Here is a 14851-nt window from a genome sequence, read left to right as displayed (position 1 = left end):
CCCTTTGTACATATTTTCCTATACTTGTAATTGTTAGTGTTTTGTTAATAACCTATCGATAATTAAGTTACTTACGACATGTTGCTTTAACTATTGATCAGACAAGGAAGGTACTTACTAATGGCTAATAAAATAACCGGCGTATTGGCGGCACTTGCTGCATCAGCTACGCTATTTACAATAAACGTCAATGCAGCTGACAACACACTCGATAAAGTAAAAAAACAAGGTTATGTCCAATGTGGTGTTAGTGCTGGCTTACCCGGATTTTCAAACCCAAATGCTAAAGGTCAATGGGAAGGTCTTGATGTTGAGTTCTGTCAAGCTGTTGCCGCAGCAACATTAGGAGATAAAACCAAAGTTAAATATATCCCTCTCACTGCAAAAGAACGCTTCACCGCCCTTCAATCTGGTGAAATTGATATTTTATCGCGTAATACAACCTGGACACTGCACCGTGATACCTCACTTGGGCTTAACTTTACTGGCGTCAACTACTACGATGGCCAAGGTTTCATGGTCAAAAAAGACATGGGTATAAAAAGTGCAAAAGAGCTTGATGGTGCAGCTGTTTGTGTACAATCAGGCACGACAACCGAACTTAATTTAGCTGATTATTTTCGTGTTAATGGTATGAAATATAAACCCGTCGTCTTTGATACCGCCCCTCAAACATCAAAAGGTTTTGACTCTGGACGTTGTGATGTACTTACCACCGACCAATCTGGCTTATATGCCCTACGCTTAAACCTTAAAGATCCAACATCAGCCATCATTCTACCTGAAATAATTTCAAAAGAGCCCCTTGGCCCAGTTGTTCGTCAAGGTGATGACCAATGGTTCAATATTGTGCGTTGGACATTATTTACTATGATTAATGCTGAAGAATTTGATGTTACTTCTGCCAACGTTGACCAACTGAAAAAAGACTCAAAAGATCCGAACATTCGTCGTCTAATTGGTCTTGATGGCCCGAAAGGTAAAGGTTTGGGGTTAAATGATGATTGGGGTTTCCAAATCATTAAACAAGTAGGCAACTATGATGAAAGCTTCCAACGTACTGTCGGTTTAGGATCACCACTTAAAATTAAACGTGGATTAAATGCATTATGGAGCAATGGTGGTATCCAATATGCACCGCCTATCCGTTAATAACCGTCTCTTTTAAGTTCGTATATGAAAAAGGGAGTCGTTATGGCTCCCTCTATCCATCTCAATGGATATGAGGATGTTGTATGGCATTTCTAACGCATACTAATAAGTCGCAAACGAAATCTCGCACTAAAAATTTAATTTATAACCCGACTTTTCGCGCCATTATCTTTCAAGTCATCGCTATCATTGCACTGATTTTTTTCTTTTATAGTGTCGTCAATAACGCCTTAACCAACCTTGAAACTCGAGGAATTGCCACTGGCTTTGATTTTCTTGATCAAGAAGCAGGATTTGGAATTGGGCTGACTCTTATCGATTATGATGAAACCTTCAGTTATGGTCGTACTTTTTTTGTCGGTCTACTCAACACCGCATTAATTGCGGTTCTCGGGATTATATTAGCCACGATATTAGGATTTATCATAGGCATCGCACGCTTATCACCTAATTGGTTAGTCAGTCATTTTGCAGCTTTTTATATCGAAATTTTTCGTAATATTCCATTATTACTACAAATCTTCTTTTGGTACTTTGCTGTTTTACAAGTACTGCCATCCCCAAGACAAAGTCTACAATTTGGCGAGAGTATTTTCCTTAATGTACGTGGGTTATCTGTCCCTAGCCCTATTTTCGAACAAGGCTCTGGTATTATTTTTATCGTTTTCTTTATTGCTCTACTCATCGCGATAAGTTATCACTATTACGCTAAGAAAAAACAACAAAATACAGGTAAACAATCCCCCGTACTTCTCGTTAATTTCACGGTTATTATTTTATTGCCATTATTAACGTTCTTTATAAGTGGTAAACCGATTAGTATCGATTATCCCGCTCTCAAAGGATTTAATTTCAGTGGCGGAATTACCGTGTTACCCGAACTTGCCGCACTTTTACTGGCACTGAGTATTTATACCGCTGCTTTCATTGCTGAAATTGTACGATCAGGGATTAATGCGGTTAACCATGGCCAAACAGAAGCTGCTGAAGCCTTAGGTTTAACCCGTAATAGAACCCTACGTTTAATTGTGATTCCACAAGCGATGCGGATTATTATTCCGCCCCTTACTAGTCAATATTTAAACCTAACTAAAAACTCCTCGCTGGCGATGGCAATTGGTTATCCCGATCTGGTCTCGGTCTTTGCTGGTACCACCTTAAATCAAACAGGACAAGCGATTGAAATCATCGCAATGACAATGGCGGTTTATTTAAGCTTGAGTTTAATTACATCACTGCTAATGAATATCTATAACAAGAAAATGGCTTTGGTTGAGAGGTAAGTATGAATAAACATCAATTTCTACCCAATTTACCCCCACCAACAAATACAGTGGGTATTATTGGATGGTTACGGCAACATCTATTCTCTTCTGCCTTCAATACAATAATCACTTTACTTTTAGGCTATTTTGCCATTATTGGTTTATGGGGGATCATTGATTGGGCATTAATTAATGCCAATTGGCAAGGCGACTCACGTGATGCTTGTACCCTTACCGGCGCATGTTGGACTTTTATTAAAGTACGATTTGATCAATTCATGTTTGGTTTCTATCCCAGTACTGAATTATGGCGACCTAAATTATTTTATGTCACATTGGCTGTTTTCATTACCTTATTAGCCTATGAAAAGACCCCCTATCGCGGTTGGATTTGGCTTTTCTTCGTTAATATATATCCCTTTATTGTCGGTTTTCTTTTATATGGTGGAGTTGCGGGGCTACCCATCATTGAAACGCACTTATGGGGCGGATTACTCATTACCTTGATCATTGCCATTGTTGGCATTGTGGTATCGTTACCCATCGGCATTGTATTAGCGCTCGGGCGACGCTCAGAAATGCCGATCATTCGTAGTATTTGTACTGTCTATATTGAGATTTGGCGAGGTGTGCCGTTAATTACCGTCTTATTTATGGCATCAGTAATGTTGCCGCTGTTTTTAAGTTCAGAATTAGAAACAAATAAATTAATCAGAGCCTTAATAGGTGTCGTCATGTTCAGTGCGGCTTATATGGCAGAAGTGATCCGTGGCGGTTTACAAGCAATACCCAAAGGCCAATATGAAGCCGCTGATGCTTTAGGGTTAAGTTACTGGCGAAAAACCTCTCTTATTGTGTTACCCCAAGCTTTAAAAATCACTATCCCATCAATTGTAAATACCTTTATTGGCTTATTTAAAGACACCAGTTTGGTACTTATTATTGGTATGTTTGATGTATTAGGGATAGGACAAGCCGCCACCAGCGATCCTGAATGGTTAGGTTTTGCTACTGAAAGCTACGTTTTTGTCGCTTTCGTCTTCTGGATTTTTTGTTTTAGTATGTCTAGATACAGTATCTATCTAGAAAATAAATTACATACTGGGCATCAACATTAGCAAGGATTGCATAATGACAAAGACCAATAACACTTCAATCACACCAGATAATACGCAGTGGGTTATCGAACTTACGGATGTAAATAAATGGTATGGTCAATTTCATGTACTTAAAAATATTAATTTAAAAGTCCGTAAAGGAGAAAAGATCGTTATTTGTGGTCCTTCAGGATCAGGGAAATCAACCATGATCCGATGCATTAATTATTTAGAAGAACATCAGCAAGGTAAAATTTCTGTTGCAGGACAAGACATTACTGGAGATTTGAAAAATATTGAGTTAATTCGTAAAGAAGTCGGCATGTGTTTTCAGCATTTTAATTTATTCCCACATCTAACCGTATTAGAAAACTGCACCTTAGCCCCTATTTGGGTAAAAAAAATGCCAAAGAAAGAAGCTAATGCATTGGCTATGCAATATTTAGAGCGAGTTAAAATTCCAGATCAAGCCCATAAATATCCCGGTCAACTATCAGGAGGACAACAACAACGCGTTGCTATCGCCCGTTCGTTATGTATGAATCCACAAGTCATGTTATTTGATGAACCAACGTCTGCACTTGATCCAGAAATGGTACGGGAAGTATTGGATGTTATGGTTGAACTGGCGAATGAAGGCATGACAATGTTATGCGTTACTCATGAAATGGGGTTTGCGCGCCAAGTCGCTGATCGGGTTATCTTTATGGATCAAGGTGAAATCATTGAAGAAAACAATCCTCATGACTTTTTTGATAATCCAAAATCCGATCGAACTCAACTTTTTTTGCAGCAAATATTGCACTAATGGCTGAAACTGCCACCATTAAAGTAAGCCTTATTGAGGTAACACTTAGTTACAACTTAACGATACATGAAAATTAATGAACAAAGTATTTTAATGTTCAATCACTTATAATATGCTTGATGGCAGATAAATCAATATAAAGCTTGAGTTTACGCTTGCAATTCGTATTGTTTAGCCTCATATATAGCTTTAATAGAATTAACATAACTACCCTAAGGGGAACACTTATGAACGAACGTATGGTCAATCGTGACAATGGTTACGAAGGCGTGCTGTCAACCAATAAGGTTTTACGTAACACTTATTTCTTACTATCGCTGACGTTATTGTTCTCTGCTGTTGTAGCTGGCATAGCAATGGTTATGAATGTTCCACCTGTACATTGGATCATTCTTCTTGTTGGTTTCTACGGCTTAATTTTCTTAACTGAACGTAACCGTGATAGCAGCCTTGGTCTAGTATTTGTATTCGCATTGACAGGTTTTATGGGCTATACCCTTGGCCCAATCTTAAATATGTATGTGGGTGCAGGCATGGGGCATGTTGTTATGACAGCGCTCGGTGGTACCGCACTAACATTCTTTGCTTGTTCAGCTTACGCATTAACAACGAAACGTGATTTATCATTCCTTAACGGTATGCTAATGGCGGGTTTCATTGCGATTATCGTTGCTGTTGTAGCAAACATCTTCTTAAAGATGCCAATGCTATCACTCGCAATTAGCGGTATGTTTGTATTGTTCTCATCAGCGGCAATTCTATTGACTACACAGTCAATCGTGCGTGGTGGCGAAACAAACTATATCTCAGCAACGGTTACATTATACGTTTCTATCTACAACCTATTCTTAAGCTTGCTTCAGATTCTAGGTGTAGTAAATAGCAGCGATAATTAATCACAGTGATGAACTTACGATAATGCACTTATCGTAACGAATAACGAACTAAAAAAAAGCCTGCATTTAATGCGGGCTTTTTGTTTTTTACTTGCAGGCAGACAAGTGAATCACTATTCTTGCTGCGTTAGAAATAGAGAGGTCTACTATGCTTGAATTTAATGGTGTACAAATCGATACCGATGCCCAAGGTTATCTAAAAAATGTGGATGATTGGTCGGAAGATCTTGTCGCACAACTTGCCGCAGAAGAAGATATTGAATTATCAGAAGCTCATTGGGAAGTGATTCGCTTTGTTCGTGAGTTTTACCTTGAATTTAATACCTCACCCGCTGTTCGTATGCTGGTAAAAGCCATGTCTAAACAATATGGTGAAGAAAAGGGTAGCTCGCGTTACCTCTATCGCTTATTTCCTAAAGGACCAGCAAAGCAAGCAACAAAATTAGCAGGGTTACCTAAACCTGTTAAGTGTATCTAAATAACAATACAGCAAACCAAACATAACTGGCGATATTTTCCTATATGTTTGGTTTGGTTTGGTTTGGTTTGGTTATTATAATAACCGTCTCTAATTCATCTTAAATCCATCTAAGTGCTGCCACACTAAAGTCTCTGTTGTAAGCCACTCAACCGTTGCTGTTTTAGGACCATGCTGTAGCCATTCAATAAGCTTATCAATATTCTCTTGTTCACCACAGGCAAAGACCTCAACACTGCCATCGGCTAAGTTCCTCGCATACCCAGTTAAATCAAGCATCAAACCTTGATGGGCGGTATGAAATCGAAAACCAACCCCTTGTACATGCCCTATTACCTGCGTTTTTATACAACATCGAGCCATAATATTTACTCTTCTTTTTATGCTGACCTTGGTTCTATTTTAGCGGCATTATTACAAGATTTTGATAGTTGCTAGGCAAAAAACAATGATGTTACAAGGTTTATTTAGTATGCAATCGCAGGTTTATATACCAACTTAGGCTTTTTCATTTGATTTTACTTAGCCAGCACAACATAATATGCCCCCACTCGAATTCCATACTGGGCATGTCATGACTGCTTCTATTTATTTGGTAAAAGGCCGTGAAAAATCACTACGCCGTCGCCACCCTTGGGTTTTTTCTCGCGGTATTGATCGCATTGAAGGAAAACCAGAATTAGGCGAAACCGTTGATGTTTACGATAATAAAGGCGAATGGCTAGCACGTGGTGCGTATTCTCCGCAGTCACAAATTCGCGTTCGCGTATGGACATTCAACAAAAATGAAGCCATTGACGTTAACTTCTTTGTTAACCGCCTAAATGCAGCACAAAGTCTACGTGATGTCTTAGCCGCTCGCGATGGCCTTACAGGCTACCGTTTAATTGCCGCTGAATCTGATGGCCTTCCTGGTATCACTATCGACCGCTACCAAGATTACTTAGTGTGCCAACTATTGAGTGCAGGTGCAGAAGCACAACGTGAAGTACTTCTTGAAGCATTAAAACAATGTTACCCAAGTTGTAATATTTACGAACGTTCAGATGTTTCTGTTCGTAAAAAAGAAGGCTTAAAGCAACGCACTGGCGTTCTGCATGGTGAAGAGCCACCTAAATTTGTCACTATCGAAGAAAATGGCGTTAAAATTAACGTTGATATCGTTGGTGGCCACAAAACAGGCTTCTACCTTGATCAACGTGATAGTCGCGAAGCATCTGTTAAATACGTTAACGGTAAGCGCGTATTAAACTGTTTCTGCTATACTGGCGGTTTTGGCTTGTACGCACTAAAAGGCGGCGCAAGTGAAGTAGTTAACGTTGATGTTTCTCAACCAGCACTTGATACTGCGCTACTTAATGCAGAAGTTAACGGTTACCCCGTTGAAAATGCACAGTTTGTAAATGCTGATGTATTTAAATTACTACGTGAGTACCGTGAACGTGACGAGCTGTTTGATGTTGTTATTATGGACCCACCTAAATTTGCCGAGTCTAAATCTCAGCTAGTTGGTGCTTGTCGTGGTTACAAAGACATCAATATGTTAGCAATGCAAATCCTAAAACCTGGCGGTATGCTATTAACTTACTCTTGCTCTGGTTTAATGGATAATGGTTTATTCCAAAAAATCATTGCAGATGCAGCACTTGATGCGCATCGTGACGTACAGTTTATTGAACGTTTCAGCCAAGCGGCCGATCATCCTCTAGACAGTGCCTACCCTGAAGGTTTCTACCTTAAAGGTTTTGCGTGTTACGTGAAATAATGCACAATTTAGCATAGAGATACCATAAACCCAGTCGACACTGGGTTTTTTTATACCAACAAAATCATTATTAAATATTTATTTCGGCAGTTATTTGTCAACATCGTAAAGATCAGAATACAATAACCGCACTTTACCTAATTCATATTATTCATTATTCGTACTCAAAAGGAATCGACATGAAACTGCGTACAGCCCTCCTCTCTTTAGCTGCGTGTAGCATCAGCTTTTCATCATTTGCAGATGTTACACTTAACCTACCTCAATCGGCTCAGCTGGTTCTCGTTAATGGTGTTAATGCGGAAGGTAATGCACCTCAAACATTAAATAATGGTAGTAATCAAATCGCTTTTCGCTATGATAAAAATTACCGTGAAAACGGCGATACCCACTTATTTCGTTCAGAAGTCGTGGTAATGACATTCTCTGGTAATGACGCAACATATACATTGCAACTACCCAAGATTTCAAGTGCTTACCAAGCACAGAAATTCAATAATCAACCAACAATGTCTTTGCTTTCTGCTGATGGAAGCGACATTCCATTTAAACACGATGTGTTAATTAAAAATGGCTTTCAAATTAGCCGCGACTTCCCACAAGAAATTGCAAAATATAATTTAAGTAAAGGTCCGGCAGCATTAGCATCGGTTGTTACCGCAACTGAAATACAGCGTATGCAACCTGTCGCCCCAGCAACAAAAGACGCTAATATCGATCAAGAATATGTCACTAAGATGTTGAATTACTGGTATAATAAAGCAGACACCACAACTAAACAAAGTTTCAAAACAAGCATTAATAAGTAATATTTTGCTACTTAATAATTAATCTTTTCTTACTCAGTAAAGATTAATTATTTATCTTTTCCTTCCCTTCTTTTTCATCTCTATGGTCAAAAATAAGGGAAGTGAATATAAAGGTTTCTTATTAAGATACATCCCTCATTTTATTTTCCACCTCTACTCCCTTTCATTTAATGCTCAGTACATCAACATAGCCTTATTAGCATTAATGTACTGCTCAATAAAGTGCGCTTAATTCAACAAATAAATAAACTTTTACATAGTGATAACATTTTTTCGCGACTTCGTATGAAGATACCGACATTTATTGATGCAAATAACCAGACTGCACTTATAGTTTTTTTATGACACGTAAAAAGTAAATAAACACAGATTTATTACTGGTGTTATTTCAATAATTAAACAAAAGGATTACATATGAACCGTGGGAAACATGGAATAGCAAGAAAAGGACTTTTTACACTAAGTACCCTTAGCTTGTCCTGCTTATTCGCATTTAATGCCCAAGCAGCCATTGATTGTACGAATATAGCGGAATGGGAAAGCAATAAAGTTTATAACGGAGGGGATAAAGTACAGCAAAATAAAACCGCTTATAAGGCTAATTATTGGACACAAAATAACAGCCCTGCAACTCACAGCGGCCAATACAGTAATTGGTTAACGCTTGATACCTGCCTTGGTACTCCACCTCCAATCGATAATATTGCCCCAACCGCTGACATTACCTCACCAACTGCAGCCACAGAAATTACAACAGGTGATGAGATTACTATCAGTGTTAATGCCGATGATAATGACGGCACAATAACCAAAGTTGAATTCAGTGTTGATGGTAAAATCATTGGTACTGACACCCAAGTGCCTTATAGTTTAACTTGGTCAGCTACCGCAGGCGAGCATGTATTAACCGCCATTGCTTATGATAATGACGATGCTATTAGTAATAAGGCTATGGTTATTATCACCGTTAACGATAGTGCTCCTGAAAACCAAGCTCCGACAATCAGTATCACAACATCAGCCACCATCGTTGAGCTTGGTGATGTTATTACAATCACTGCCGATGCCATGGACAGCGATGGTCAAGTTGATAAAGTAGATTTCTTTGCTAATGGTACATTAGTTGGCACCACAGCTACCGCCCCTTACAGTTTGGTATATACCACAACCCAAACTGGTACCACTCGCCTTTATGCTCGTGCAACTGATAATTTAGGTGAAACAACAGATTCTACTGCCACAGCTATTACGGTTAACGGTGATGATACGGCGAAAAACTGTCGTCCTGACGGGCTCTACCAAACTGAAGGCATTACTGTCCCGTACTGCACAATTTATGATCAAGATGGCCGTGAAAAAATGGGCGTCGATCACCCACGTCGTGTTATTGGCTACTTTACAAGTTGGCGTGCAGGTGATGATCCGCAAAGTAGCTATCTCGTCAATGATATTCCATGGGAACAATTAACGCATATTAACTACGCTTTTGTCAGTATTGGTGCTGATGGAAAAGTCAATATTGGTGATGTTAACGACCCAAATAACCCAGCAGTAGGTCAGCAATGGCCAGATGTAGAGGTTGATCCAGCCTTAGGTTTCAAAGGCCATTTTGGTGCACTTGCAACAGCTAAAGAAAAATATGATGTTAAAACATTAATTTCCATTGGCGGTTGGGCTGAAACGGGTGGTCACTTCGATACTGAAGGTAATCGTGTCGCTGATGGTGGTTTCTATACTATGACCACCAATGCCGATGGCAGTATCAATCATTCAGCAATTGAAAAATTTGCAAATTCAGCTGTCGAAATGATGAAGAAATACAAGTTTGATGGACTTGATATTGACTATGAATACCCAACCTCAATGGCCGGTGCCGGTAATCCAGACGATAAAGTCTTTTCTGAATCACGTCGCCCATATCTCATGCGTTCTTATCATGAATTGATGCGTGTATTGCGCGCTAAAGTCGATGCGGCAAGTGCTGCTGATGGCGTGCATTATATGTTAACCATCGCAGCACCATCATCTGCATATCTATTACGTGGTATGGAAACGATGGCAATTACTCAATACCTCGATTATGTCAATATAATGTCTTATGACCTACATGGTGCATGGAATGATCATGTTGGGCATAACGCAGCACTGTATGACACAGGTAAAGATTCAGAACTTGCAGCATGGAATGTATATGGTACAGAAGCCTATGGCGGCATAGGGTATCTTAACACCGATTGGGCTTACCATTACTTCCGTGGTTCAATGCCAGCAGGACGTATTAATATTGGTGTGCCTTATTATACGCGTGGTTGGCAAGGGGTAACCGGAGGTGAAAATGGTTTATGGGGTAAAGCGGCCCTGCCTAACCAATCTGAATGTGCTGCGGGTACTGGCGAAGGAGAGAAAAACAACTGTGGTAACGGTGCTGTCGGTATCGATAACATGTGGCATGATAAAAACGCATTAGGTCAAGAGATGGGCGCGGGCTCAAACCCAATGTGGCATGCGATGAACTTAGCCAATGGTATCTATGGCTCATATACTGCGGCATATGGTCTTGATCCGATTAATGACCCACAAGATAAATTTGTGGGAAGCTATCAGCGTCACTTTGATGACATTGCAGTTTCACCTTGGTTATGGAATGCGGATAAAAAAGTCTTCTTATCTACTGAAGATAAAGAATCTATCAATATTAAAGCCGACTACATTATAGATAAAGAAATTGGCGGCATCATGTTCTGGGAATTAGCAGGAGATTACAACTGCTATCAATTTGATGCTAATGGTAATCGCGCCGGTATCGATGTATCAGAACAGTCCTGTCAAACAGGTAACGGTGAATACCACATGGGTAACACCATGACCAAAGCCATTTATGATAAATTTAAATCAGCAACACCTTACGGTAATACTATTGCTGTCGCGGCAATTCCAACAGAAGCCGTTGATATCAGCGTAGCAATTTCTGGTTTTAAGGTTGGTGATCAAAATTACCCCATTAATCCGAAAATCACATTCACTAACAATACTGGCATTGATATTCCCGGAGGCACTGAATTCCAGTTTGATATACCAGTATCTGCACCTGACAATGCAAAAGATCAATCCGGTGGCGGCTTAAAAGTCATTTCATCAGGCCATAGCCGTAGTGATAATATCGGTGGTTTAGATGGTGTTATGCACCGCGTCGCCTTCTCACTACCTGCATGGAAAGCACTTCCTGCTGGTGGTGAGTATGAACTAGACATGGTGTACTATCTACCAATTACAGGTCCAGCTAACTATGCTGTCATTATTAATAGCAAAGAATATGCCTTTAAATTTGAGCAACCTAACCTACCTCTTGGTGATTTAAATACGGGTGGTGGCGGTGGCGAAGGTGGTGATTGTTCGACTAATGGTATCAATACCTACCCTAATTGGCCGCAAACTGACTGGCAAGGCAATCCTAGCCACGCAGGTTCAGGCGATCAAATCATTTACAACAACGTGATCTATAAAGCGAACTGGTATACCTCATCAATACCTGGAAGTGATGGTAGTTGGAGTAAAGTTTGTAATATTTAATCTATAAAACAGCACCGATGTTATTAATAATATCGGTGCTGTTCTTTATATTTGGCAATATGAATAGCCATTATTTATTTTTCTTCATCTTATGTTCATGTTTATTTGTTTCTATTTTATTTATTTACCAAACAATGTTGATTAATACGTCGCTAACATTATTATTTACAATATATTTTAAATATTTATACTTAAAAAAACAAAACAAAAATAATCAATAAAATCAATTATTTAAAAAAACACCATTTCCTATAGACAAGCTTTTTTTAGCTTTAGATTAATCTAACTTCCTTTACTTAATTAAATGATGTTCATATTAATAAGCTATTGTTATCCATAATTAAATTAATCCTTCATTTAGCAACTATCATATTTTAAAACTCTAAAATTCCCATTACGACTCCATTTAAATCTTCTTTTTTAATTCTTATTTATGATAAAGTACACCCTCGCTTAATTGCTAACCAACTTTGCAACTTGTTTAAGAATAGAACGTATTAAATGAAAAAATTTATTTACCTATTTCTATTAATGGTATGTCTTTTACCATTAAATGCGTCTGCGCATGTTCGTCATACTGAACGTAAGAATGCAGATATTGTCGCTGATTATGTCTACCAAAAAGCTGATTTAAAAGGCAAGATTGATTACAGCGTGTTCAAAAAAGCGTTTATTGCTTACAATAAAACCCGTGGAAAAAAGAAATCTCTATTAACCATTATTGATTACAGCATGCCTTCTACAGAAAAAAGGTTTTATGTGATTGATTTAAAATCGAATAAATTGCTTTACCGTACTTATGTATCACATGGTGAAAACAGTGGTCGCTTAATAGCTGATGATTTCTCTAACCGTGTTAATTCACATAAAACATCGCTAGGAACCTTTCTAACAGAAGGTACCTACCATGGCGGAAATGGTTACTCCTTAAAACTGAATGGCTTAACCCGTGGTGAAAATGATAACGCATTAAAACGCTTTATTGTTATTCACGGTGCTAAGTATGTGTCTGAGTCATTCATAAAACGTAATGGTTATCTTGGTCGTAGTTGGGGCTGCCCTGCTATACCAACATATTTAACCAAGAAAATTATTGATACCATTAAAGGTGGTAGTGTAATTTTTGCATACGCGAAATAATTTAATGCCTCTATTTAAATAAAAAGCTTTTAGTTGCAAGACTAAAAGCTTTTTTTATATCTAAGATTTCACCACATTTAATTTTGGCATTTAATCGTATCCTTATTCACACGACCCTATAAAATGTTTCGCCAAAGGAACCAACATGAACAAAGCATTAGTTATCATTGACTTCATTAATGACATCGTTGATAAGAATGGTAAAATTCCCAGCTGTGCTGCACAAGTTAGTGCCAATCATGTCATTCATAATGCAAATGTTGCCATTCAATGGGCAAGAAAAAATAATCTCCCTTGTATCTTTGTCAAAGTCGGATTTCAATCTAGCTACCTTGAATTACCCCATCAATCTCCGATGTTTGGTAAAGCCCAACAATACCGTGCATTAGAATTGGGGCAATGGGGAACAGAGTTTCACCCAGATCTTCTGGTAACTGAGCATGATATGGTGATCACAAAATCAAGAGTCAACCCTTTCTATAACACGGCTCTTGATAGCGTCTTGCGTGCTAATGCGATCACTGATATTTACTTTTGTGGTGTTAGTACTTGTTGGGCAATTCAATCTGCCGTCAGAGATGCCCATGATCGTGATTATTGTGCCCATATTATTAGCGATGCATGTACGTCAGCGACAGAACAAGAACATCAACGCTCTTTGGCTATGTTGTCAAGAATCGCAACCTTACATCAAGCAAAAACACTTGATATGTAAGGATAACCTAGCGCTTGAGCTACACTATAGTTAGTTACTTGCCCCTGATAAATATTTAGGCCATTGAGTAAATGTTTATTTGTTGTAAGTGCTGTTTTATAACCCAAATCAGCCAATTGTAAAATATAAGGTAAGGTCGCATTATTAAGGGCAAATGTTGATGTTCTTGCTACAGCACCAGGCATATTAGCAACACAATAATGCACAACATCATCAACAATATAAGTAGGATTATCATGGGTGGTTGGATAAGATGTTTCAATACATCCGCCTTGATCTATCGCAACATCAACAATTGCAGATCCAGCTTTCATGCGGCGTATCATATCTTTTGTAACTAATTTTGGTGCTTGTGCTCCCGCAACAAGCACACACCCAATCACAAGATCTGCGGCAAGAACATGTTTTTCAATAATATCATTGGTTGAATAAAGACAAGTTACAGCGCCAGAAAAAAGACGATCAAGCTGACGTAATACTTCGATATTTCGATCAATAATAACCACATTAGCACGGCAACCAACAGCCATCTGTGCGGCATTCATTCCAACAACACCTCCCCCAAGGATCACTACATTTGCAGGAGCAACACCAGGTACGCCAGCTAATAAAACACCTCGACCACCTCGTGATTTTTCAAGCGCAAAGGCACCTGCTTGTAATGACATTCTGCCTGCCACTTCTGACATAGGAGCTAATAACGGTAATTGACCATTATCATCAGTTACTGTTTCATAGGCAATGCATATTGCTCCACTATTGATTAAGTCTTGTGTCTGTTCTTTATCTGGTGCCAAATGAAGATACGTAAATAATATTTGCCCTTTACGTAACAACATCCGCTCTGATGGCTGTGGTTCTTTGACCTTAACGATCATGTCGGCTAACTCAAACACTGCTTGTGCTGAATTTACAATTTGTGCACCTACCGCAATATAATCTTCATCACTGCACCCTATCCCCGTCCCAGCAAGCGTTTCAACATAAACAGTATGACCATGTAATACCGCTTCTTTTACCGAGGCTGGCACCATACCAACACGATACTCATGTATTTTGATCTCTTTAGGAATACCAATTTTCATCAGTGTATCCTTATCTATTTTTACTAGTCATATATATACAATAGTTAACAATAATAGATATTTCCCACTAT

Annotated in this window: 13 protein-coding genes; 11 read left to right on the top strand and 2 right to left on the bottom strand. The window is 38.8% G+C overall.

Annotated features, from left to right (window positions below):
* Positions 1-120 precede the first annotated feature (120 nt).
* The 6 genes from ACJZU6_RS07915 to tusE all read left to right on the top strand — a co-directional run bounded on the left by ACJZU6_RS07915 (position 121) and on the right by tusE (position 5696).
* Positions 121-1152 (top strand): amino acid ABC transporter substrate-binding protein, encoded by a 1032-nt coding sequence (locus ACJZU6_RS07915; protein ID WP_080157703.1) that lies wholly within the window; start codon positions 121-123, stop codon positions 1150-1152.
* Positions 1153-1235: 83 nt separating this feature from the next.
* Positions 1236-2435 carry an amino acid ABC transporter permease gene (locus ACJZU6_RS07910; protein ID WP_408900026.1) on the top strand — a complete coding sequence of 400 codons (1200 nt, stop codon included), beginning with the start codon at positions 1236-1238 and terminating at the stop codon, positions 2433-2435.
* 2 nt (positions 2436-2437) lie between these two features.
* A complete protein-coding gene (locus ACJZU6_RS07905) occupies positions 2438-3535 on the top strand; it encodes an amino acid ABC transporter permease (protein ID WP_080157705.1) in 1098 nt (365 codons plus the stop codon).
* Positions 3536-3548: 13 nt separating this feature from the next.
* A complete protein-coding gene (locus ACJZU6_RS07900; protein WP_080157706.1) occupies positions 3549-4322 on the top strand; it encodes an amino acid ABC transporter ATP-binding protein in 774 nt (257 codons plus the stop codon).
* A 227-nt stretch (positions 4323-4549) separates the two neighbouring features.
* A complete protein-coding gene (locus tag ACJZU6_RS07895) occupies positions 4550-5218 on the top strand; it encodes a Bax inhibitor-1/YccA family protein (protein ID WP_080157707.1) in 669 nt (222 codons plus the stop codon).
* Between the two features lie 148 nt (positions 5219-5366).
* Positions 5367-5696 (top strand): sulfurtransferase TusE, encoded by a 330-nt coding sequence (tusE, locus tag ACJZU6_RS07890; RefSeq protein ID WP_080157708.1) that lies wholly within the window; start codon positions 5367-5369, stop codon positions 5694-5696.
* A gap of 90 nt (positions 5697-5786) precedes the next feature.
* On the opposite strand, the gene yccX is transcribed toward tusE, so the two are convergent.
* Positions 5787-6059 (bottom strand): acylphosphatase, encoded by a 273-nt coding sequence (gene yccX, locus ACJZU6_RS07885; RefSeq protein WP_080157709.1) that lies wholly within the window; start codon positions 6057-6059, stop codon positions 5787-5789.
* Between the two features lie 211 nt (positions 6060-6270).
* Here yccX and ACJZU6_RS07880 point away from each other — a divergent pair, with 211 nt between their 5' ends.
* The 5 genes from ACJZU6_RS07880 to ACJZU6_RS07860 all read left to right on the top strand — a co-directional run bounded on the left by ACJZU6_RS07880 (position 6271) and on the right by ACJZU6_RS07860 (position 13695).
* Positions 6271-7461 carry a class I SAM-dependent methyltransferase gene (locus ACJZU6_RS07880; RefSeq protein ID WP_408900025.1) on the top strand — a complete coding sequence of 397 codons (1191 nt, stop codon included), beginning with the start codon at positions 6271-6273 and terminating at the stop codon, positions 7459-7461.
* Between the two features lie 179 nt (positions 7462-7640).
* Positions 7641-8270: a DUF2057 family protein gene (locus ACJZU6_RS07875; protein WP_408900024.1), complete on the top strand. Its 630-nt coding sequence runs from the start codon at positions 7641-7643 to the stop codon at positions 8268-8270.
* A 414-nt stretch (positions 8271-8684) separates the two neighbouring features.
* Positions 8685-11840, top strand: a complete 3156-nt coding sequence (locus tag ACJZU6_RS07870) for a chitinase C-terminal domain-containing protein (protein ID WP_408900023.1) — start codon at positions 8685-8687, stop codon at positions 11838-11840.
* Positions 11841-12341: 501 nt separating this feature from the next.
* Positions 12342-12980: a murein L,D-transpeptidase catalytic domain family protein gene (locus ACJZU6_RS07865; protein WP_080157713.1), complete on the top strand. Its 639-nt coding sequence runs from the start codon at positions 12342-12344 to the stop codon at positions 12978-12980.
* Positions 12981-13125: 145 nt separating this feature from the next.
* Complete coding sequence (locus ACJZU6_RS07860) at positions 13126-13695, top strand: cysteine hydrolase family protein (RefSeq protein ID WP_080157714.1); 570 nt, start codon at positions 13126-13128, stop codon at positions 13693-13695.
* On the opposite strand, the gene ald is transcribed toward ACJZU6_RS07860, so the two are convergent.
* Positions 13671-14780 (bottom strand): alanine dehydrogenase, encoded by a 1110-nt coding sequence (gene ald / locus ACJZU6_RS07855; RefSeq protein ID WP_408900022.1) that lies wholly within the window; start codon positions 14778-14780, stop codon positions 13671-13673. The genes ACJZU6_RS07860 and ald overlap by 25 nt on opposite strands.
* Positions 14781-14851: the final 71 nt, after the last annotated feature.

Origin of the sequence: Photobacterium piscicola (assembly GCF_046058925.1) — a bacterium.
Lineage (GTDB): Bacteria > Pseudomonadota > Gammaproteobacteria > Enterobacterales > Vibrionaceae > Photobacterium > Photobacterium piscicola.
Note: the sequence above shows the minus strand (reverse complement) of the source record. Positions and strands in the feature narration are given on the sequence as shown.